Annotated in this window: 19 protein-coding genes, 1 tRNA gene and 1 pseudogene; 14 read left to right on the top strand and 7 right to left on the bottom strand. The window is 72.4% G+C overall.

The features are described from left to right. The first annotated feature begins 176 nt into the window (after positions 1 to 176). The 5 genes from ACFXMG_RS27555 (at position 177) to ACFXMG_RS27535 (ending at position 4,963) form a co-directional block, all read left to right on the top strand. Positions 177 to 1,700, top strand: coding sequence for an MFS transporter (locus ACFXMG_RS27555; RefSeq protein ID WP_383817603.1), 1,524 nt, complete (start codon positions 177 to 179; stop codon positions 1,698 to 1,700). Positions 1,701 to 1,941: 241 nt separating this feature from the next. After that, positions 1,942 to 2,244, top strand: a complete 303-nt coding sequence (locus ACFXMG_RS27550) for a hypothetical protein (protein ID WP_383817606.1) — start codon at positions 1,942 to 1,944, stop codon at positions 2,242 to 2,244. Positions 2,245 to 2,370: 126 nt separating this feature from the next. Then, positions 2,371 to 3,654, top strand: coding sequence for a hypothetical protein (locus tag ACFXMG_RS27545; protein ID WP_383817609.1), 1,284 nt, complete (start codon positions 2,371 to 2,373; stop codon positions 3,652 to 3,654). After that, positions 3,633 to 4,238 (top strand): hypothetical protein, encoded by a 606-nt coding sequence (locus ACFXMG_RS27540; RefSeq protein WP_383817611.1) that lies wholly within the window; start codon positions 3,633 to 3,635, stop codon positions 4,236 to 4,238. The genes ACFXMG_RS27545 and ACFXMG_RS27540 overlap by 22 nt, the downstream gene beginning before the upstream one ends. After that, positions 4,235 to 4,963 (top strand): ATP-binding cassette domain-containing protein, encoded by a 729-nt coding sequence (locus tag ACFXMG_RS27535; RefSeq protein ID WP_383817614.1) that lies wholly within the window; start codon positions 4,235 to 4,237, stop codon positions 4,961 to 4,963. Before ACFXMG_RS27540 ends, ACFXMG_RS27535 begins: the two co-directional genes overlap by 4 nt. A gap of 72 nt (positions 4,964 to 5,035) precedes the next feature. Here the strand turns inward: ACFXMG_RS27535 and ACFXMG_RS27530 are convergent. Both ACFXMG_RS27530 and ACFXMG_RS27525 read right to left on the bottom strand, forming a co-directional pair. Beyond that, positions 5,036 to 5,161: pseudogene (locus ACFXMG_RS27530) on the bottom strand (DUF397 domain-containing protein); the annotation flags it as partial. 37 nt (positions 5,162 to 5,198) lie between these two features. Then, on the bottom strand, positions 5,199 to 6,041 hold the full coding sequence (locus ACFXMG_RS27525) for a helix-turn-helix domain-containing protein (protein ID WP_383817616.1): 843 nt from the start codon (positions 6,039 to 6,041) through the stop codon (positions 5,199 to 5,201). A 103-nt stretch (positions 6,042 to 6,144) separates the two neighbouring features. On the opposite strand from ACFXMG_RS27525, the gene ACFXMG_RS27520 reads away from it, so the two are divergent. Next, the gene (locus ACFXMG_RS27520; RefSeq protein ID WP_383817619.1) at positions 6,145 to 6,627 is read left to right on the top strand and encodes an ATP-binding protein; all 483 of its coding nucleotides are present in this window, start codon (positions 6,145 to 6,147) and stop codon (positions 6,625 to 6,627) included. Between the two features lie 47 nt (positions 6,628 to 6,674). Here ACFXMG_RS27520 and ACFXMG_RS27515 read toward each other — a convergent pair whose 3' ends face one another. From ACFXMG_RS27515 to ACFXMG_RS27500, 4 genes are all read right to left on the bottom strand, one after another. After that, the gene (locus ACFXMG_RS27515; protein WP_383817621.1) at positions 6,675 to 7,052 is read right to left on the bottom strand and encodes a VOC family protein; all 378 of its coding nucleotides are present in this window, start codon (positions 7,050 to 7,052) and stop codon (positions 6,675 to 6,677) included. Between the two features lie 10 nt (positions 7,053 to 7,062). Beyond that, entirely contained in the window at positions 7,063 to 8,031 is a 969-nt protein-coding gene (locus ACFXMG_RS27510) for a cellulose-binding protein (RefSeq protein ID WP_383817623.1), read from the bottom strand. A gap of 135 nt (positions 8,032 to 8,166) precedes the next feature. Next, positions 8,167 to 10,680 (bottom strand): SUKH-4 family immunity protein, encoded by a 2,514-nt coding sequence (locus ACFXMG_RS27505; protein WP_383817626.1) that lies wholly within the window; start codon positions 10,678 to 10,680, stop codon positions 8,167 to 8,169. Positions 10,681 to 10,687: 7 nt separating this feature from the next. Next, positions 10,688 to 11,686: an SMI1/KNR4 family protein gene (locus ACFXMG_RS27500; RefSeq protein ID WP_383817629.1), complete on the bottom strand. Its 999-nt coding sequence runs from the start codon at positions 11,684 to 11,686 to the stop codon at positions 10,688 to 10,690. A 308-nt stretch (positions 11,687 to 11,994) separates the two neighbouring features. Here ACFXMG_RS27500 and ACFXMG_RS27495 point away from each other — a divergent pair, with 308 nt between their 5' ends. Together ACFXMG_RS27495 and ACFXMG_RS27490 are read left to right on the top strand one after the other, a co-directional pair. Continuing rightward, the gene (locus tag ACFXMG_RS27495) at positions 11,995 to 12,498 is read left to right on the top strand and encodes a YwqJ-related putative deaminase (protein WP_383817632.1); all 504 of its coding nucleotides are present in this window, start codon (positions 11,995 to 11,997) and stop codon (positions 12,496 to 12,498) included. Between the two features lie 8 nt (positions 12,499 to 12,506). Further along, entirely contained in the window at positions 12,507 to 12,989 is a 483-nt protein-coding gene (locus ACFXMG_RS27490; protein ID WP_383817635.1) for an SUKH-3 domain-containing protein, read from the top strand. Here the strand turns inward: ACFXMG_RS27490 and ACFXMG_RS27485 are convergent. After that, positions 12,986 to 14,299, bottom strand: a complete 1,314-nt coding sequence (locus ACFXMG_RS27485; protein WP_383817638.1) for a sensor histidine kinase — start codon at positions 14,297 to 14,299, stop codon at positions 12,986 to 12,988. The two genes, ACFXMG_RS27490 and ACFXMG_RS27485, sit on opposite strands and share 4 nt — an antisense overlap. A gap of 90 nt (positions 14,300 to 14,389) precedes the next feature. On the opposite strand from ACFXMG_RS27485, the gene ACFXMG_RS27480 reads away from it, so the two are divergent. The 6 genes from ACFXMG_RS27480 (at position 14,390) to ACFXMG_RS27455 (ending at position 19,144) form a co-directional block, all read left to right on the top strand. Further along, a tRNA-Gln gene (locus tag ACFXMG_RS27480) sits at positions 14,390 to 14,462 on the top strand. A 122-nt stretch (positions 14,463 to 14,584) separates the two neighbouring features. Then, positions 14,585 to 16,036: a bifunctional UDP-N-acetylglucosamine diphosphorylase/glucosamine-1-phosphate N-acetyltransferase GlmU gene (gene glmU / locus ACFXMG_RS27475; protein WP_383817640.1), complete on the top strand. Its 1,452-nt coding sequence runs from the start codon at positions 14,585 to 14,587 to the stop codon at positions 16,034 to 16,036. A 121-nt stretch (positions 16,037 to 16,157) separates the two neighbouring features. After that, entirely contained in the window at positions 16,158 to 17,132 is a 975-nt protein-coding gene (locus tag ACFXMG_RS27470; RefSeq protein ID WP_043227344.1) for a ribose-phosphate diphosphokinase, read from the top strand. A gap of 246 nt (positions 17,133 to 17,378) precedes the next feature. After that, positions 17,379 to 17,975 carry a 50S ribosomal protein L25/general stress protein Ctc gene (locus ACFXMG_RS27465; protein ID WP_383817642.1) on the top strand — a complete coding sequence of 199 codons (597 nt, stop codon included), beginning with the start codon at positions 17,379 to 17,381 and terminating at the stop codon, positions 17,973 to 17,975. A gap of 88 nt (positions 17,976 to 18,063) precedes the next feature. Then, positions 18,064 to 18,660 carry an aminoacyl-tRNA hydrolase gene (gene pth / locus ACFXMG_RS27460; RefSeq protein ID WP_383817644.1) on the top strand — a complete coding sequence of 199 codons (597 nt, stop codon included), beginning with the start codon at positions 18,064 to 18,066 and terminating at the stop codon, positions 18,658 to 18,660. A gap of 40 nt (positions 18,661 to 18,700) precedes the next feature. Then, positions 18,701 to 19,144 (top strand): hypothetical protein, encoded by a 444-nt coding sequence (locus ACFXMG_RS27455; RefSeq protein WP_383817646.1) that lies wholly within the window; start codon positions 18,701 to 18,703, stop codon positions 19,142 to 19,144. Positions 19,145 to 19,268 lie beyond the last annotated feature (124 nt).

Here is a 19,268-nt window from a genome sequence, read left to right as displayed (position 1 = left end):
GGTGGTTGCCTATAAGGACAAGCTAAGAACCGCCCCCGCCCGTTCTCGTCCTCCGCCGGGACGACCGTCCCCTGGCTCGCATGGGGGAGGTTCCCCTAGGGGTTCCTCAGCCCCAGGTCGGAGTGAGACTCTGTCCGCGGACATTTAGGTGTACGAAGAAAGAGAAGGGCAACAGCGTGTCGGAGGGGAGTACGGGCGGGAGCGCGGGCGGCGGGGGGACCTCGACGCGGACGCGGCACGAGGCGACGGGCGCGGCGGGCGGGCGCCGGGGTGCCGTCGTCGCCGCCCTGATGCTCTGCATGGCGCTCGCCGCCCTCGACGGCACCATCATCGCCACGGCCGTCCCCCAGATCGTCGGCGACCTCGGCGGCCTCTCCGTCTTCTCCTGGCTCTTCTCCGGCTACCTCCTCGCCGTCACCGTCACCCTCCCCGTGTACGGAAAGCTCAGCGACACCTTCGGCCGCAAGCCCGTCCTCGTCGCGGGAACGATCCTCTTCCTCGTCGGCTCGCTGCTCTGCGCCGCCGCCTGGAACATGGCGGCCCTCATCGCCTTCCGCATCGTGCAGGGCCTGGGCGGCGGCGCGCTCCAGGGCACCGTCCAGACGATCGCCGCCGACCTGTACCCGCTCAAGGAGCGCCCCAGGATCCAGGCGAAGCTCTCCTCGGTGTGGGCCACGGCGTCCATCGCGGGACCCGTGGTCGGCGGACTGCTCGCCGGGTACGCGGACTGGCGCTGGATCTTCCTCATCAACCTGCCGGTCGGCGGCCTCGCCCTCTGGATGATCCTCCGCCACCTCAAGGAACCCGCCAGGCCCGCCCGTACGGCCCCGGTCCGCATCGACTGGGCGGGCGCGCTCGGCGTCTTCGCGACGGGGGCACTGCTGCTGACCGCGCTGGTGCAGGGCGGCGTGGCCTGGCCGTGGCTCTCGGCGCCGTCCCTCGGCCTGTTCGCGGGCGCGGCGCTCCTCGCGGCCGGCACGGTGGTCGTGGAGCGCCGGGCGGCGGAGCCGATGATCCCCGGCTGGGTCTGGCGCCGCCGGACGATCGCCGCGGTCAACCTCGCGCTGGGGGCGCTGGGTCTCCTCATGGTCGCGCCGACCGTCTTCCTGCCCACGTACGCGCAGTCGGTCCTCGGCCTCGGCCCGATAGCCGCCGGCCTCGTCCTCTCCTCCTGGACGCTGAGCTGGCCGATCACCGCCGCGCTCTCGAACCGCGTCTACACCCGCATCGGCTTCCGCATGACGGCCGTCCTCGGCATCTCGGGCGCGCTGGTCCTCCTCCTCGCCTTCCCGTTCCTCCCCTACCCCGGCGAACCCTGGCAGCCCGCTCTCCTGATGCTCGCGCTCGGCGCCTGCCTGGGCCTCTTCCAACTCCCCCTGATCGTCGGCGTCCAGTCGACCGTCCCCTACGAGGAACGCGGCACCACCACCGCCTCCGTCCTCTTCTGCCGCCAGGTGGGCCAGAGCGTCGGCGCGGCGGCCTTCGGCGCGGTCGCCAACGGCGTCCTCGCCGCCCGCCTCGGCGCCGACACGGACCTCGACACCCTGGCCCGCTCCCTCGACACCACCGACACCATCCGCCGCGCGGTCGACGCGGCCGTCGACTGGGTCTACTTCGGCGCCGCAGCCGCCGCAGCCCTAGCCCTCGTCGCCCTCCTCACCCTGGCCCCCCGCCGCTTCCCGGTCCTGAAGGAGGAGTAGCGGAAAGCGGGAAAGGCGGTTCCCCGGACGGTAGTTGACTTGACGGAAAGCGCAACAGCCCTTTGACGCACCCCGGCACCTCGATCACGATCGGCCGGTCAAAGTGAACGATCGATGAAGAACGAGGTGTGTCTCCCGTGAAGAAGTCCCGCATAGCCGCCATCGGCGGCACGGTCGCGACGATGGTGCTGACGCTGGCGACGCCGGCCTTCGCAACTGGACCAGCAGCATGTCAGGCGTCATGAACGGATTCGAGTCCCGCAGATGGGACGACGAGTCGTACTCGCAGGTCCTCTTCACGGGCTGCGACCAGGGCTTCGCGACGAGCGTCGACGTCACCCTGTGGGAGGACGTGTCCCTCAACTACGACAACAACAAGGGATCCTCCACCTTCCTCAACTGCTTCACGGGCAGCGACAAGGTCAGTTCCAAGAGCTGGACCGGTCTGCCGGCCAACGACTTCTACTTCAAGCTCGGCTCTCTCAAGGGAGAGAACAAGATGTGGGCCCGAACGGTCGAAGTGGACACCACCGCAGCCGACTGACGCGCCATCGACAACCGTCCGACATCCGACGCTCGGGCGGCAGGCACGGCTTCCGTCCGGGACCTGCCGTCCACGCGCCTCCGCGTTGTCGCGCCTCCGCTCCTTTCCCCCCACGGAGACCGTCCCTTGAGTCTTCTCTCCCGCTTGCGCGCCGGCAGCGCGTTCTGGTTCGCGCCTGCCGCGATCGCCCTCACCCTCCTCAGCTACTTCTTCGGCTCCTCCGGCCCCCGCCCCGGACACCTCGGCTACGCGCCCACCCTCGTCGCCAACGCTCTGGGCCCGCTTTACACCTTCGCCTACGCCACGGCGATGGCCCTCGGAGTGTGGGAGAGCGGGCGGCTGACCAGGAGCCGGGTCTGGGAGCTGGCGCCGACGCGTTCCCCGTACCACATCGCCGCACAGGCCCTTCTTCCCATCCTCCTGCTGCCCTGGGCGATGCTCGTCCTGCCGGCCGCCGGCGCGCTGGTCGAGACCGGCACCCTTCCCACGTTCGACAGCCTGTACCCCCTGCTGATGGCCATGGTCCTCTGCGTGGCCCACGCCGTCATCGGCTTCGCGCTCGGTCGCCGTCTGCCTCATGTGATCGCCGCGCCGGTCGCCGCCGTGGCCACCTTCGTCCTGGTCGGATCGACCGTCACCACCACCGAATGGTGGAAGCGTCACGTCTCCGGCCAGTACCCGGAGACACCCCGGTTCGGCGAGGTGGCCGACCCCGCGACCCTCGTCCCCCACATCCTCTTCACCGGGGGCATCGCCGCCGCCGTGGCCCTGCTGTGGCTGCCCGTACGCCTCCTGCTGCTGCGCGTGGCCCTCGCCGGGGCCGTGGCGCTCGCCGCCATGTCGGGTGCCCAGCACATGGTGCGGGGCTGGGGGCCCGTACCCCCCATGCTGACCGGGCACGGCACCCTGACCTGCACCGGCGCCGCCCTCCGGGTGTGCATGCCGGAGGGCTCGGCGGACAACATCGCGGCGGTGCACCGGTACGCCGCGTCAGTGATCGAGGACTATCGGGCGGCCGGGCTGAAGACCCCCGACGTGATCCTGGACGCGTCCGCGGACGGGCGGTTCCCCCGGCCCTCCACCCCGGAGGTCTGGCGGGCCGCTCTCTCCCACGGGGAACGGAACGGAACCGTACGGTTCCAGGTGGTGCGGTCCGCGCTGCACTACCCCTGCTCCGGTCCCGACCTCGCCACGGCGCAGGTACTGGGGATGTGGGCCGCCGAGGTGACCGGCGAGGAGGCCGCCAACCTCAAGCGCATCCGGCAGGAGCCGGAACTGAAGAACTTCTCGGCCGCGCAGTGGTCCCGGATACACGACGAGGTCACGAAGGTCCGGAGCACACCCCCCGCACAGCAGGGCGCCTGGTTCGAGCGGACCGTGATCCGCGCGTGCGCGAAGGGCGCCTCCTGATGTGGTGGCTCCGCACGCGGCGCGCCCACGTCTTCCTCACCCTGGGCATGGCCGTCTTCCTCGGCCTCGTGCTGCTGCTCCAGGACCGGAGCAGCGCACTGCCGTCCTTCGGTTCCAGCGGCGCCATCACCGTGCGGCTGGTCGTCTTCGTCCCGATCCCGCTGGTGGCGGCCCTGATGACAAGCCTCGACTCCCGTCTCGAAGCACCGGAGACCAGCGGAGTGCGCCGGATCGCACTGCGGGACACCGCGCTCGTGATCGTCACCGTGACCGTGGCCGTGGCGGCCTGTCTGCTCCTGGGAGCCCTGATCGGTTCGCAGGTGGCCCAGGCGGCGGGCCGCAACGTCGCCTTCCTGACCGGCCTCATGCTGCTGGGCCGTGCCCTGTTCGGCCAGGCCGGCGCGCTGCTCCCGACGGCCTGGGTGATGACCGTCGTACTGGTCGGCTTCCGCAGCTCCAACGATCCCCACCCCTGGACCGTCGTACCCGAGCCCCTGGGCGCCCCGCACGCCGCGGCCGGGGCCGCCCTGATGCTCGTCATCGGTGTCGCCGCTCAGATTCGCACGTCAAGGAAGTTCTCATGACTCTGGAACTGACCTCCTGCACCTACGCCTACCGGCGCTGGAGCTCGCCCATCCTGAAGGACTTCAGCTACCGGCTCCCCTCCGGCCTGACCATTCTCCTGGGCCCCAACGGAGCCGGAAAGTCGACCCTTCTGAAGCTGGCCGCCTCCGTCAACCGCCCCCGCTCCGGCACCGTCACCCTCGACGGCCTGGACTCCCGGACCACGGCGTACCGCCAGGCCGTCGCGTGGATGCCTCAGGACATCACCCCCATGCCCTCTCTGACCTCCCGCGCCTACGTCGCCTACGTCGGCTGGCTCAAGGGCATGAACCGCAGCGACGCCTGGGACCAGGCAGCCCGCGCGCTGGCCCGGGTCGAACTCTCCGACCAGGCCGACGTCAGGAGCAACCGGCTCTCCGGCGGTCAGCTGCGACGCGTGGGCGTGGCCGCCGCCCTGGTGCACGACGCACGCGTACTCCTCCTCGACGAGCCCACCGCCGGCATGGACCCCCGCCAGAGGCGGGTCTTCAGGGACGTCCTGAACAGCCTGGCCGGTGAGGTGTCCGTCCTGATGTCCACCCACGACGTCGCCGACCTCGCCGAGGAGGCCGACCACGTCACCGTCCTCGACGGCGGTCGCATCCTGCACTCCGGCGCCACCAGCACGTTCCTGGCCCACTCCCCCACCGATATCGCCCCGGCACGCATGGCGGAAGCCGCCTACACCAGTCTGCTGGGCGGCTGAGCCGACGCGTACGGGGCCCCGCCCGTCCGGCTCGGACGGGCAGGGCCCACGTACGTACAAGCGGCGGCTGTACTACTCCGCCGAGGCAAGCCCGACGAACCCGGCCCACGCGTCCTGCGAGACTCGGAGGGCCGGCCGGGCCACGTCCTTGGAGTCACGCACGTGCACGGCTCCCGCGCCGGTCGCGACCTCGACACCGCTGTAGCTGCTGAACCAGGCGAAGACGTGAGAGTGCCTAGAGCTCTCCCAGCAACTTCTCGATGAACGCGAGCGACTCTCGTGGGCTGAGAGCCTGCGACCTGATGACGCCGAAACGTACGGCGGCGACGGTGACCTGCTCCGGTTCGACCATCAGTGACATCTGATGGGTCGCCTCGAAGTACAGGAACTGCTTTCCGTCCTTGCGGGTGGCGATCGTGAACGGACCACTCACACCCGCGTTGTCCTCGCAGGCGAACGGCATGATCTGAATGTCGATGTGCGGCTCGTGACCGAGCAGGAGCAGGTGCTCCAGCTGCCCGCGAAGGACCTTCTCGCCGCCGTACCTCTGCCGCAGCACCGCCTCGTCCATGATGAAGCTGTTCAGCGGTTCGGGGCGCCGTCCGAACATGGCCTTCTGGCGGCCCAGCCGTTCCTCCACCCTCCGCTCGATCGTTTCCTGATCCAGGCGGGGGCGCCGCATGGCCAGGATCGCTCTCATGAACTCCTCGGTCTGGAGCAGACCGCTGACCACGAACTTCTCGTAATGAAGCAGTTCGATCGCCGTCTTCTCCAGTTCCACCAAGCCCTGGAACCCCGCCGGATACTGCGCCCTCTCCAACTGCCCCTGCCATACCGACAGCAGCCCGTCCGCCCCCAGAATGTCGTCCGACTGTTCGATCGCGCGTGACGAGGGAATCCTCCGGCCCTGCTCGAACGACGCGATGGTGGAGACCGAGTAGCCGAGTCGTCTGCCCAACTCCTCCCGCTCCATCCCCGCCTTCGTCCGGAGCGTCTTCAGGGTCTTCCCGAACGCCACCGCGACGCCCTCACCGGCTTTGGTGACGACCCGCCCCGTCTCCGGCACCTCTTCTTCCACCGCACCCCGCCTCTCGTACCTGCGCCGACACGGCGCGTACAAGCGGATCGCGTCGGCGCGTCACCACTGGTCACGCTACGCCACCAAGAGGAGCTTGGAGGGCATGACGAGCAACATCGACAGCCCCACCAACCCCAGCCAACTCAGGGGACTCTCGCCCTACTTGAACACCCCTACCTTCGCCATGCGGTTCACCTCCACGCCCCGGGGCGCGCGGCTCGCGCGGCGGCTGGTCGGCGTCCGGCTGGACGAGTGGGGCGTGCCGTACGGGAGCGAGGCGCACGAGGGTGTCGTGCTGGTCGCGGCCGAGCTGGCGACGAACGCGGTGCGGCACAGGCACGTGCCGGGGCGGGACTTCCACCTCTCGCTGCGCTTCACGGTGGCGCCCCGGACGGTCGCGCGGGTCGAGGTGAGCGATACCCGTACCGAACGCGTACCACTCCGCCTCGGCCGCCCCGGTGAGGCTGAACTCGCGGACGGAGGTAGGGGGTTGCTGCTCCTCGACGGGATCGCCGAGCGGTGGGGGTGGCACCCGAGGTCCGGCGCCCCGGGAAAGACGGTGTGGGCGGAGTGCCGTCTCGATTGAGACCGCCCAGAAGGCGGAGTCGTACGCCGGGTTCTGGATGAGGCTCGTCACGGCGCCTTCCGGGGCGAGACGCAGAAGGGGTGACCGGCCGGGTCCAGGAGCACGCGCCACAGGTCGGGGTGGGGCTGTTCGGGCGGGACGGTGGCGCCGAGGGCGGTGAGTTCGGCGACCGCCTCGTCCAGGTCGTCCACGTCGAAGTCCAGGTGCAGCTGCTGCGGGATCCCGCCGTCCGGCCAGGTCGGCGGGCGGTGGTCCTCGACCCGCTGGAAGCCGAGGACCAGGCCGTCCTCGGCCACCAGCCCGGCGAAGCCCGCGTCGGAGCGTTCGTGCAGGGCCAGGCCCGTCGCCTTCGCGTAGAAGTCGGCGAGGGCGAGCGGGTCGGGGCAGTCCAGGTTCACGGCCGTCAGGCGCATCCGCAGGGTCATGCGCGCGAGCCTAGGCGCCGGGCCCCTCCTCGGACTCGGGCTTTTCCGCGGTCTCCGGCTCCGCGGTCTCCGGCTCCGCGGCCGGGGGTTCGTCAGGTTCCGGTTCCGGGTCGGGGGCCGTGGCCACCGGGCGGCCCGTCAGCGCGGCCAGCGAGTTGCGGATGTGCTCCATGTGGGAGTGGATCTCGTCGCGCGCCTCGTCGTGCTCGCGCAGCACGCGGTCCTTCTCGCGCTCGATCCGCTCGCCCTTCACCCGCGCCTCCGCGAGGATCTCCCCCGCCGTCGCGTCGGCGTCCTCCTGGCCGTGCCTCGCCTCCTCCTCGGTGCGGGCGAGGGCGCGGCGGGCGTCCTCCAGGCGGGCCTCGGCCTCCGCGACCTGTTCGGCGTGGCGGGCGTCGAGCTCGGCGGCGGCCGTCTCCGCGGCGCGGTCCGCCTCGGCGCGGCCGGTGCGGTGCTCCTCGGCCTGGTGGGCCAGGAGGTCCGCCGCGCGGTGCTCGACCTCCTCGTACGCCTCCTTCGCCGCCGTCCTGGCGCCCTCCGCGTCCCTGCGGGAGACGGTGTCGAGCTCCCCGGCCCGTTCGCGCGCGCTCTCCAGGGCCGCGCGGGCCGTCGCCTCGGCCGCGGCCCGTACCCCCTCCGCGTAGGCGTCGGCGGCCTCGCGGGCCTCCCGCGCCGCCGCGTCCGCCGCCTCCGCGACGGCCTGCGCCTCGGCCTCCGCGGCGCGGACGAGCCGCTCGTCCTCCTGCTCCGCGAGCTTCAGGATCTGCTCGGCGGCCTCGCCCAGGGACTCGTACCGCTGCGGCTTCAACTCCGCGACGGCCTCCCTCAGCGCGGCCAGCTCCGCCTCCATCTCCTTGGCGAGGACGGTGAGCCGCGCGGCCCGCTCCCACGCCTCGTCCCGGTCCCCCGACAGCGTGGCGAGGTGGAGGTCGACCTGCTCCGGGCGGTACCCCCGGCCCCGTCCGACGGCAAAACTCATCCTTGGCGCCCCTTCCTACGGTCCTCTCCAGGATGCGCCATAAGAACGGACAAAAGGCGCCCGACGTGATCACACACCGAGCGCCCTTCGTCACATTCCGCCTCACTGGGCGTCAGCAACACCTCGCACAACGCCTCACAACAGGCCGTCCCACATCTGCTCAAGCAGCACCGACCACCAGTTCTCCGGCGACGACAGCGCCGCCGGGTCCAGCATCGCGAGCTGCGCCTGGAAGTCGACCGTCCAGCGGCCCGCCTGCTCCGGCGTCAGCCCGAACCGCAGCCGCCACATCCGGCCGAGCAGCGCCATCGAACGGGTGAACTCCGGCAGCCCGGTGTTCACGAACTGCGGCGGCACCGACGCCCCGCCCGGCCCCGCCTCCACCGGCACCGCCACGATGTGCGCGGTCCCGTACTGGACGCAGATCGCCCGCCCGAAGTCCGAACCCAGCACCAGGTACGAGCTCGCGTCCGGCGCCGCCTGCACCTGCCGCTGCTGCGCCAGCTCCGCCAGCGTCGGCACCACCGGCATCGCCGGCTGCGCCCAGAAGAACGGCCCGAAGTCCGCCGGCAGCCCCGCCCACATGAGCGTCACCGCCACCAGCTCCGGCACGCCCTGCCGCGACACGGCCCGCTGGTCGAACCGCAGGATCCCCGGCCCGAACGCCCCGGCCAGCTCCTGCGCCACGCCCTCCGGCGGGACGGGCGGCGCCGGCTGCACCTGCGGCAGCGGGGCCCGTACCGGCGCGGGGCGCGCCGGACCGTCCGCCACCTGGTGCAACTCGCCCTGGTGGGTGAGGAGTTGACGCATGCCCTGCTGCCGGCCCGCGTGATCACGGCCGTACGGGGCGATGCTGGTGATCCGCGCCTGCGGCCACGTCTCGCGGATCATCCGCGCGCAGTAACCGCCGGGCAGCTCACAGGACTCCAGCTCCGTGTGGAGTTCGAGCACCTGCTGCGGCGGCACACCGAGCCCGCGCAGCTCGTGCAGGATCTGCCACTCCGGATGCGGGGTGCCCGGCGCCGAACGCCGGATGATCTGCTGCTCCGACCCGTCCGGCGCCCGGTACCGCAGCACCGCCTGGTACCCCGGACCGACCGTCGGCACCCCGGCCGGCGGCTGCTGCGGATACCCGTACGCGGGAGCCTGCGGAGCCGGTACGGGACCGGGAGCCTGCGGAGCCGCCGGAGCGGGCCCCGGCGGAGGCGGCGGCGCACCAGGCCCAGCACCAGGCCCAGCACCGCCCGGACCGCCCGGCCCCGGCTGCGCCAGCATCGTCGGCGCGTGCTCGATCCCGTTCGCCGGCGTCCCCGGACCACCCGGAACACCCGGCGGCGAAGGCGGCGGCACGGCAGGGGAACCACCGGAACCGGCCGGTCCCGGGTGCGCCAGCATCGTCGCCGCGTGGTGCACCGGCTGCGGAGGCGTCGCCGGACCCGGCGGCGCGGGCGGCGGAGGCGGCCCCGGCTGCGCCGGAGCGGGCGGCGGCGTCTGCGTCATCATCTGCGTCGGTACGTACCCGGGAACGGGAGCGGGCGCGGGCGCGGGCGCGGGCGCGGTACCCGCCGAGCTCGCACCCGGCACCCCGGGCGCCCCCGGCGGAGGCGGCGGCGCGACCGGCCCACGAGCCGCCTTCTTCGGCGGCAGCGTCGCCTTGCTCGTCGCCGCGTCCGCGATGTCCCCCGCGCCGGGAACGCCCGGAACACCCGGCGGAGCCACCGGAGGCGGCGGCGTCGCACCAGGCGGAACGACACCGGGCGGCGGAGCCGCAGCCGGGTCCAGACGGGGCGCCACGGCCGTCTTCGGCAGCGCGCTCCCGCCGTGCATCAGCGCGGTCGGCGCGTCCGCGCCCACCGACAGCGGCGGCGTGTCGTCGTCGTCGGCGCCCGACAGCGGCGGCGCGAAGACGGTCGCCGGCAGCGGTACGCCCTCCACTCCGCCGGAGCTCGCGTTGGCGTCCGCCCACGGGCTGCCCGGCGGCGTCGCCGGAACCCCGTCCATCGCCGTCGGCTCGTGCTCGTCGTCGTCCGAACCACCGGACGACACAGAAGACGACGCGGAGGACGCGGAGGAACCGAGCGAGCCGAGGGGAATCGCCGCCGCGGGCGTCTCGGACCCACCCAAGGAATCCGCCCCCGCGGACGACACGGACCCCGCACCCGCACCGGACCCCGAAGCCGCACCCGACGACTCCGCATCCGCGGCGCTCTCCGCGTCCGAATCCGCCTCCGCCTCCCCGCGCTCCTCCTGCGAAGCGTTCGGCCGCTGCGGCAGGCCGATCTTGTCCGCCGCGTCCTGCAACCACTCCGGCGGACTCAGCAGGAACGACGTCTGGTTCAGGTCGATCCGGGCCGGCGGCGCGGGCGGAGCCGGCTCGGCCGCCTCCTCGGCGACCCCGTACTCCTCCTCGTACCGCCGGATCACCTCGCCCACCGGCAGCCCCGGCCACAGCGTGGCCTCACCGGAGTCCCGCGCGATCACCAGCCGCTGCCGGCCCGTGTCGGCCGTCGGACCGCCCTCGCGGCCCTCCGCCCACACCACGAAACCCAGCGCGAACTCCCGCACCCGCACCTCCTGGTGCTGATACGGGGGCAGATCGCCGTTGATCCACTCCTCGGCGCGCTCCTGCGCCTGCGCGAACGTCACCACAGCCGGCTCACTCTCCCACCGGGGCCACGGGCACGGCGCGCGCGAAGCCGCCGTCCACCATCAGGTTCGCGACCGTCTCCAACTCCGGCGGATTGCCCGCGAGACGCAGCAGAAACGCGTCGAAGTCCACACCGCAGGGGAGCAGCAGCCGCTCCGCCCGCTCGTTCACCGACCAGCCGGCGGCCTCCTCGCCGGAGTCCCGCGCGTCGTCGTACGCGCAGAACCACACCGAACCGGCCCCGGAGCCCCGCACCTTCACGGCGATCAGACCGCCCTGCACGAAGGCCACCCCCAGGTAGTCCTTCGTCAGGTGGTCGCGCAGGCACTTGTTGACGTAGACGAGGTCGTTGACGCCCGCCTCCTCGCGCACCGTGAAGAACGGCTGGTCGACCAGGAGCCCCAGCTCCGCGTCGAGCGCCGCGCCCACCGGCGCGCAACCGCCCGCCGCCTTCAGGAAGGTGCGGTACGCCCCCGGCAGCCGGTAGCCGAGATCCTCCTCGACGCCCTGGAGCTGCTGCTCCGACACCGAGGTCCCGCCCTTCGGCAGCCCGAAGTGCGCCGGCCGGGTCTCCTGGAGCGGGCGCGTGCCCCGCTTGGAGTGGTCCACCGCCGCCGTCGCCACGCCACCGTGATGCCGCAGCAGCGCCTTCACCTCGACCGGCACCAGTTCGAGCCGGCGCGAACCGGCCACGTGGTGCCAGGTCCAGCCGTGCGGGGTCGCCACCGCGGGGATCGTGTCCCACAGTTCATGACCGGTCGCCGCCATCGCCGCGTTCGCCGACACGTAGTCCGTCAGCCGCAGCTCGTCGACGCCGAAACCCTCCGGGGGCTCCGCGATCTCCGCCGCCGCGCGCGCGTACGGCGAGAAGTCCGGGAAACCGCGCTCGTCCACGCGCACCCCTCGCGGATGCCGGGAGGCGCGCACCGGATCCGGGAAACGCACGACCTGCCCGGCATAGGCCGCGTTCGGTGGCGCGGTGGACTGCCCGAGCCGACCTGTCGTCATGGCGGTTGCCCCCTGCATGGCGTCACTGGCTGCTACTGCTTGCTCCTGCTGCCGGACGCCGCTGCGCACAGCGCGCCCGACCGATCCCGCACAGCCTATGCGCTGCCACAAGAGCACGAACCGGCCCGCGCCCCCGGGGGCCGACCCCACACACGCACCGTCACCAACCGTCACGATCCCATGACAGGCCGACCACGGCTCCGACACACCGGCACGTCGATACCGCGACCCAGCTTCCCCATATGGCTCCCTATTTGGCAGGCTGTGCACCGCAACTCGGGGGATTGCAGGAGGGGAAGACCAGCACGATGTACGCGAGCACGACGCCCACGCAGGGTGACCCACGCCTCAACTGGAGCAGCGACACCGACACGGGTCGCGCCCCCTTACTGCTGCACCGCCGCGACGGCATCCTGCCCGCCGTCGGCGCCGCCCTGTCCGTCCGCGGCGAGACCCTCACCTGCACCGCCGGCCGGGGGGACGCGCCGCCCGTCCTGCACGCCCTCGTGCAGGACTTCCTCGACACGCTCACCAGCGGCCAGCGGGAACGCTTCACCGGGCGATGTCCCGAGGCGATCCTGCTCTCCCGGCACCTCACCGCCGCCGAGAGCGGCCGCTCCAAGCGCGCCCAGCGCAAGCCGCTCACCTCGGGCGAGGCCCGCCGCAGCCTCAAGCACGCCAAGATCACCGCACGGCGCATCCGCGAGGACGGCGACCCGCTGCACGGCAGCTACGCCGCGCCCTGCCGTTCCTGCGCCGCCCTCCTCGACCACTTCGGCGTCCGCACCGTCACCCCCACCGAGAACGGCTGACCCGACCCATGTCCGACACCACCCGCTTCCCCGTCAACGTCGACGCGGCCCTCCGCGAGGCCGGCTGGCAGCCCGGACGCTGGGACATCAAGCTCGCCGAGGAGTGGGCCGACACCCTCCGCGCCCACGTCTCCCCCGCAGGCCACCGGCACAGCGTCTTCCCCGCCGTCGTCGAGGCGTGGGCCGAGTTCGGCGGACTGCGGCTCAGCGCGCCCGGCCACGGACGCCAGATAGCCCCCGCGAGCCTGCGCTTCGACCCCCTCGCCGGCCTCCACCTCGCCCGCACCCTCGCCGACCTCGGCCGCGCCCTCGGCACCGAGCTCGCGCCGCTCGGCGAGGAGGGCGACCACCAGGCCGTCCTCGCCATGGACGCCGAGGGGCGCGTCTACAGCCTCGACCACGCCGGCGACTGGTACCTCGGGCGGGACATCGACGCCGCCCTCGCCACCCTCGTCACCGGCACCCAGCCCACCCGCCTCACGGCCGGCTAGAGCACCTCGGCGGGTACGGGAATCACCGCCGACACCTTGAAACCGCCGGGGTCCGTCGGACCCGACACGAACGCCCCGCCCAGCCGCGTGACCCGCTCCTTCATCCCCACAAGACCGTTCCCGCCGCTCGGCAGACCCGCGTCCGCCACCCCCGCGTCCGACGGGCCGTTCTCCACCTGCATCGCCACCTCGGCGCCCCGGTGCGCCAGCCGCACCACGACCCGCGCGCCCGGCGCGTGCTTGTGCACGTTCGTCAGCGCCTCCTGCACCACCCGGTACGCCGTCCGCTCCACCTCCGGCGGATACGCACCCGGCTCCCCCAGCACCACCAGCTCCACCGCCGTCCCCGCCAACCGCGACTGCTGGCACAGGTCGTCCACGGCGCCCAGCCCCGGCCCCTCCGCCGAAGCCGCCGCCTCCGCAGCGGCGGCCGCCGCCCGGCCCACCGCGGCCAGCGGCACCCCGGCCGGCACCTCGGCGGGCGCCTCCTCGCGCAGCACCCCCAGCATCTCCCGCAGCTCCGTCAACGCCTGGCGCCCCATGTCACCCACCAGCGCCGCGTTCCTCACCGCCTTCTGCGGATCCTTCAGCGCGACCGCCTGCAACGCCGCCGCGTGCACCACCATCAGCGACACCCGGTGCGCCACCACGTCGTGCATCTCCCGCGCGATCCGCCGCCGCTCCTCCTGCCGCGCCCACTGCGCCCGCTGCTCCGCCCGGTCCGCCAGCAGCGACAGCTCCTGCTCCAGCGAGTCCGCCCGCTCCCGCAGGCTCTCCATCAGCCGCCGCCGCGCCCCTATATAGAGCCCGAACAGCACCGGGGGCGCGTTCAGCCCCAGCGTCATGAAGAGCGCCATGACCGGCACGTACCAACTGCTCGGGTCGAAGTCGTCGGCCTGCGCGGCGATGTCCCGCCGCATCTCCACGGCCGTCACGACGAAGACGGCGACCGTCGACATCCCCGCCAGCAGCGCCGTGTACCGCCGCGGCACCTCCGAGGCGGCCAGCGAGTACAGCCCGACGATCCCCATCAGGAAGCCCATCTCGGCCGGCGCCACCGCGATCGACACCAGCACCACGGTGATCGGCCACCGCCGCCGCACCAGCAGCACGGACCCCACCAGGAACCCGAGCACCGCCCCGACGAACTCCGGCACCCCCGCCTTCCCGGAGAACACCGCCCCCTCGGCCGCGCACTCCACCGCCGACACCAGCGCCAGCCCGACATCGAGCGCGACGCTCCGCCGCCGCGCCCACCACCACAAGGTCCGCGCGCCCGGCGCGTCCCGATCTGCCCCCGTTGCGGTCATGCCCCCACCCTACGGGCGGCGCCTTCGGATTCCGCAGGACGCCGAGGCCGCCCTCCGCGGGAGGCGTCTCCGGTATGGTCTGAGGCGCCGTCCCCCGTGGTGTAACCGGCAGCACACTGGTTTTTGGTACCAGCAGGACAAGGTTCGAATCCTTGCGGGGGAGCCTTCGTCGCCATGCCTCGCGTGCGGGTCCTGACCGTGCTGGTCAGGACCCGTCCTCATGTCCGCACCCTGGCCCCCCGGTATCCTTCGTGCGTCCACCACCCAAAGCCGAAGGGCCAATCCGTGAGCGCCAACCGCCCCCTGGCAGCCGTCGTCGTCCTCGCAGCGGGTGAGGGCACCCGTATGAAGTCCAAGACCCCCAAGGTCCTGCACGAGATCGCCGGGCGTTCGCTCGTCGGGCACGTGGTGTCGGCCTCGCGTGAGCTGGAGCCCGAGCACCTCGTCGTGGTCGTGGGGCACGCGCGGGAGAAGGTGCGGGGGCACCTGGAGGAGGTCTACCCGGGGACCCGTACCGCCGTGCAGGAGGAGCAGAACGGCACCGGGCACGCGGTGCGGATGGCGCTGGAGGAGCTGGGGGCGGCTCCCGAGGGGACCGTGGTCGTCGTCTGCGGCGACACCCCGCTGCTGTCCGGGGCGACGCTGAAGGCGCTGGCCGAGACGCACGCCGGTGACGGGAACGCCGTGACCGTGCTGACCGCCGAGGTGCCGGACGCGACCGGCTACGGGCGGATCGTGCGGGACCTGGCCACCGGCGCCGTGACCGCGATCGTCGAGCACAAGGACGCCTCCCCCGGCCAGCTGGACATCCGCGAGATCAACTCCGGGGTGTTCGCCTTCGACGGCGCCCTGCTCGCCGAGGCGATCAAGCAGCTGCGGACGGACAACAGCCAGGGCGAGGAGTACCTCACCGACGTGCTGTCGATCCTGCGCGAGGCCGGGCACCGCGTCGGCGCCTCCGTGGCGGGCGACCACCGCGAGATCCTCGGCATCAACAACCGGGTGCAGCTCGCCGAGGCGCGCGCCCTGCTGAACCAGCGCCTCCTGGCGGCGGCCATGACCGCCGGCGTGACGGTCGTCGACCCGTCGTCCGTGGTCGTGGACGTGACCGTGACGTTCGAGCCGGACGCCGTGATCCACCCCGGTACGCAGCTGCTGGGCGCGACGCACATCGGCGAGGACGCCGAGGTCGGGCCGAACACCCGTCTGCGGGACACCACCGTGGGCCGCGGCGCGCGGGTGGACAACACCGTGGCCGACTCCGCCGTGATCGGCGACGGCGCCTCCGTGGGTCCCTTCGCCTACCTCCGTCCGGGCACGCGGCTCGGCGCGAAGGCGAAGGCCGGTACCTACGTCGAGATGAAGAACGCGACGATCGGCGAGGGCACCAAGGTCCCCCACCTGTCGTACGTCGGCGACGCGACCATCGGCGAGTACTCGAACATCGGCGCCGCGAGCGTCTTCGTGAACTACGACGGCGTGGCCAAGCACCACACCACGATCGGGTCCCACTGCCGGACCGGTTCGGACAACATGTTTGTGGCTCCCATCACCATCGGGGACGGTGCCTACACCGCCGCCGGGTCCGTGATCACGAAGGACGTGCCGGCGGGTGCGCTGGCCGTGGCCCGGGGCCAGCAGCGGAATATCGAGGGCTGGGTCGCCCGCAAGCGGCCCGGCAGCGCCGCGGCGAACGCGGCCGAGGCGGCCACGGAAGGGTCCGCCGGAGAAAGCTGACCGGAAACAGGTGCGCCGATCGAGGCGTACCGTGATACGTGCACACAAATTCGGCTGGTTCGCACACGCGCTCGGGAGCGCGGGTCTTGCGGCCAGAGAACACGTCTGAGGAGACAGTGCTGTGACCGGGATCAAGACGACCGGCGAGAAGAAGCTGATGCTCTTCTCCGGCCGCGCCCACCCCGAGCTGGCCGAGGAGGTCGCGCACCAGCTGGGTGTCGGTCTCGTTCCGACCAAGGCGTTCGACTTCGCCAACGGTGAGATCTACGTCCGCTTCCAGGAGTCGGCGCGCGGCGCGGACTGCTTCCTGATCCAGAGCCACACGGCTCCCATCAACAAGTGGATCATGGAGCAGCTGATCATGATCGATGCTCTCAAGCGGGCCTCGGCCCGGAGCATCACCGTGATCGTCCCGTCGTACGGCTACGCCCGTCAGGACAAGAAGCACCGCGGCCGCGAGCCGATCTCGGCCCGTCTGGTGGCGGACCTGATGAAGACGGCCGGCGCGGACCGGATCCTGACCGTGGACCTGCACACGGACCAGATCCAGGGCTTCTTCGACGGCCCCGTCGACCACCTCTCGGCCCTGCCGGTCCTCGCGGACTACGTGGGCACGAAGGTCGACCGCGAGAAGCTGACGATCGTCTCCCCGGACGCGGGCCGCGTGCGGGTCGCCGACCGCTGGTGCGACCGTCTGGACGCGCCGCTGGCCATCGTGCACAAGCGCCGTGACAAGGACGTCGCCAACCAGGTGACCGTCCACGAGGTCGTCGGTGACGTGAAGGGCCGCGTCTGCGTCCTGGTGGACGACATGGTCGACACCGGCGGCACGATCTGCGCGGCGGCCGAGGCGCTCTTCGCGCACGGCGCCGAGGACGTCATCGTGACGGCCACGCACGGCATCCTGTCGGGTCCGGCGGCGGACCGCCTCAAGAACTCCAAGGTCAGCGAGTTCGTCTTCACGGACACGCTGCCGGTGCCGGGCGCGCTGGAGCTGGACAAGATCACGGTGCTGTCGATCGCGCCGACGATCGCGCGCGCGGTGCGCGAGGTGTTCGAGGACGGCTCGGTGACGAGCCTCTTCGAGGAGCACTGAGCCCCGGATCCGCGCCGGAGGGCCGTCTTCCCCGTTCGGGGGGAGGCGGCCCTCCGCCGTCCCCCGGTCCGTGATCCATTTGGGGGGCCGCCGGCGGGCGGGTAGACTGCCCAGGTTGCTCGGCGAGGGAGGCCGTACCCGTTCCAGGGTCGGCGCTCCGTTATCGACGCGCTCTTCGTAGCAGGCCATCGCCAGTCGGCGGCCGGGTGACAGTCACGACCGTCACCACCCATACGAGGAGTGCACATGTCCGAGGTCAAGCTCGCCGCCGCCGTCCGCACCGAGTTCGGCAAGGGCGCCGCCCGCAAGATCCGCCGCGCCGCCGCCATCCCGGCCGTCCTCTACGGCCACGGCTCGGACCCGATCCACCTGACGCTGCCGGCGCACGAGACCGCCATGGCGCTGCGTACCCCGAACGTCCTGCTGTCCCTGGACATCGAGGGCAAGGGTTCCGAGCTGGCCATCCCGAAGGCCGCCCAGCGCGACCCGCTGAAGGGCAGCCTGGAGCACGTCGACCTCCTCCTCGTGAAGCGCGGCGAGAAGGTCACCGTCGAGGTTCCGGTCGTCGCCGAGGGCGAGCTCGCCGCCGGTGGCAACCTGCTGGAGCACGTCCTCAACACCCTCTCCGTCGAGGCCGAGGCCACCGCCCTCCCCGAGTCCGTGACGGTCTCCGTCGAGGGCCTGGAGGCCGGTTCCTCCGTCACCGCCGGTGCCATCGCCCTGCCGTCCGGCGTCACCCTGGTGACCGAGGCCGACGCCGTGGTCCTCCAGGTCCTGGCCGCCCAGGCCGAGGAGCCGGCCGCCGAGTCCGCCGAGGGCGACGAGGCCGCCGCCGAGGCCTGAGCCGTAGGCTCTCGTCCGACGTGACGGGGTGACGGGCCGCACGGCCCGTCACCCCGTTTCTCTTTTCACCCTCTACGAGGAGATGGCGATGACCGACGACGCGAACGCGCCCTGGCTGATCGTCGGCCTGGGCAATCCGGGGCCGGAGTACGCGGGCAACCGCCACAACATCGGCTTCATGGTGGTGGATCTGCTGGCGGAGCGGATCGGCGGGAAGTTCAAGCGGGCGCAGAAGGCGCAGGCGCAGGTCGTGGAGGGCCGCATGGGCCCGGTGGGCCCCGCGAACCAGCGGGTGGTGCTGGCGAAGCCGATGTCGTTCATGAACGTGTCCGGCGGCCCGGTGACGGCGCTGCGGGACTTCTACAAGGTGCCGACCGCGCGCGTGGTGGCGATCCACGACGAGCTGGACATCGACTACGCGACCCTGCGGCTGAAGCTCGGCGGGGGGGACAACGGGCACAACGGCCTGAAGTCGATCACCAAGTCGATGGGGCCGGACTACCACCGGGTGCGGTGCGGGATCGGGCGTCCGCCGGGCCGGATGCAGGTGGCGGACTTCGTGCTGAAGGACTTCTCCTCGACCGAGCGCAAGGAGCTGGACTGGTTCGTGGACCGGTCGGCGGACGCGGTGGAGTGCCTGCTCGCCGAGGGTCTTGAGCGGGCCCAGTCGGCGTACAACTCCTGAGCCGCTGGGTTTCGGCCGTACGACTGTACGATCGCGGGTCATGACGCACGTCCGGAACGCCGCCATGGCCCTCGTCGCCGTCCTCCTCGTCGTCGCGGGGGTGTGGGCGTCGTGGGGATCGGCGCAGCACGTCCTGCTGGCGAAGGGCCGTGAGCACGGCACGCTGACCGTGACGTCCTGCACGGACGACAGGTGCGGCGGCAGCTACGTGCCGGACGAGGCCGCGTCGCCGCGCCGGACGCTGACGATCGAGCGGTCGGTGGCGGCCGGGCCGGATTCGGTCATCCCGGTGGTCGTGAAGCCCGGCACGGACGAGGGCGTACGCGCCGGCTGGGGCGGCGGTCTGCACGCCTGGCTCCCGCTGGGCGGCGCCCTGGTCCTCTCCGCGCCGCTGCTGGCGGGCGGCCTGCGGCTGCGCCGGACGGCCTGGTCCCTGGCGGCCGCGGGCGCGGCGCTGTGGGTGGCGGCCTTCGTGACCCTGTGACGGACCCGCCCCCTCCGGACACGGGAAGTGGCCCCCCCCCAAAACGAGGGGGGGAGAGACGACCGTACGCCCGGTTGGGGCGGGTGTTGGGTGGGCCCCCCCCCCCCCCGGTACGCGTCGCAGA

Origin of the sequence: Streptomyces sp. NPDC059201 (genome assembly GCF_042754585.1) — a bacterium.
GTDB lineage: Bacteria > Actinomycetota > Actinomycetes > Streptomycetales > Streptomycetaceae > Streptomyces.
This window is presented reverse-complemented; position numbering and strand designations above follow the sequence as displayed.

Bases quoted from the DNA above. Each gene is read 5' to 3' on its own strand.
- ACFXMG_RS27550 (WP_383817606.1), top strand. From the start codon at position 1,942: ATGAACGGATTCGAGTCCCGCAGATGGGACGACGAGTCGTACTCGCAG.
- ACFXMG_RS27535 (WP_383817614.1), top strand. From the start codon at position 4,235: ATGACTCTGGAACTGACCTCCTGCACCTACGCCTACCGGCGCTGGAGC.
- ACFXMG_RS27520 (WP_383817619.1), top strand. From the start codon at position 6,145: ATGACGAGCAACATCGACAGCCCCACCAACCCCAGCCAACTCAGGGGA.
- ACFXMG_RS27515 (WP_383817621.1), bottom strand. From the start codon at position 7,052: ATGACCCTGCGGATGCGCCTGACGGCCGTGAACCTGGACTGCCCCGAC.
- ACFXMG_RS27510 (WP_383817623.1), bottom strand. From the start codon at position 8,031: ATGAGTTTTGCCGTCGGACGGGGCCGGGGGTACCGCCCGGAGCAGGTC.
- ACFXMG_RS27500 (WP_383817629.1), bottom strand. From the start codon at position 11,686: ATGACGACAGGTCGGCTCGGGCAGTCCACCGCGCCACCGAACGCGGCC.
- ACFXMG_RS27495 (WP_383817632.1), top strand. From the start codon at position 11,995: ATGTACGCGAGCACGACGCCCACGCAGGGTGACCCACGCCTCAACTGG.
- ACFXMG_RS27490 (WP_383817635.1), top strand. From the start codon at position 12,507: ATGTCCGACACCACCCGCTTCCCCGTCAACGTCGACGCGGCCCTCCGC.
- ACFXMG_RS27485 (WP_383817638.1), bottom strand. From the start codon at position 14,299: ATGACCGCAACGGGGGCAGATCGGGACGCGCCGGGCGCGCGGACCTTG.
- ACFXMG_RS27465 (WP_383817642.1), top strand. From the start codon at position 17,379: ATGTCCGAGGTCAAGCTCGCCGCCGCCGTCCGCACCGAGTTCGGCAAG.
- pth (WP_383817644.1), top strand. From the start codon at position 18,064: ATGACCGACGACGCGAACGCGCCCTGGCTGATCGTCGGCCTGGGCAAT.
- ACFXMG_RS27455 (WP_383817646.1), top strand. From the start codon at position 18,701: ATGACGCACGTCCGGAACGCCGCCATGGCCCTCGTCGCCGTCCTCCTC.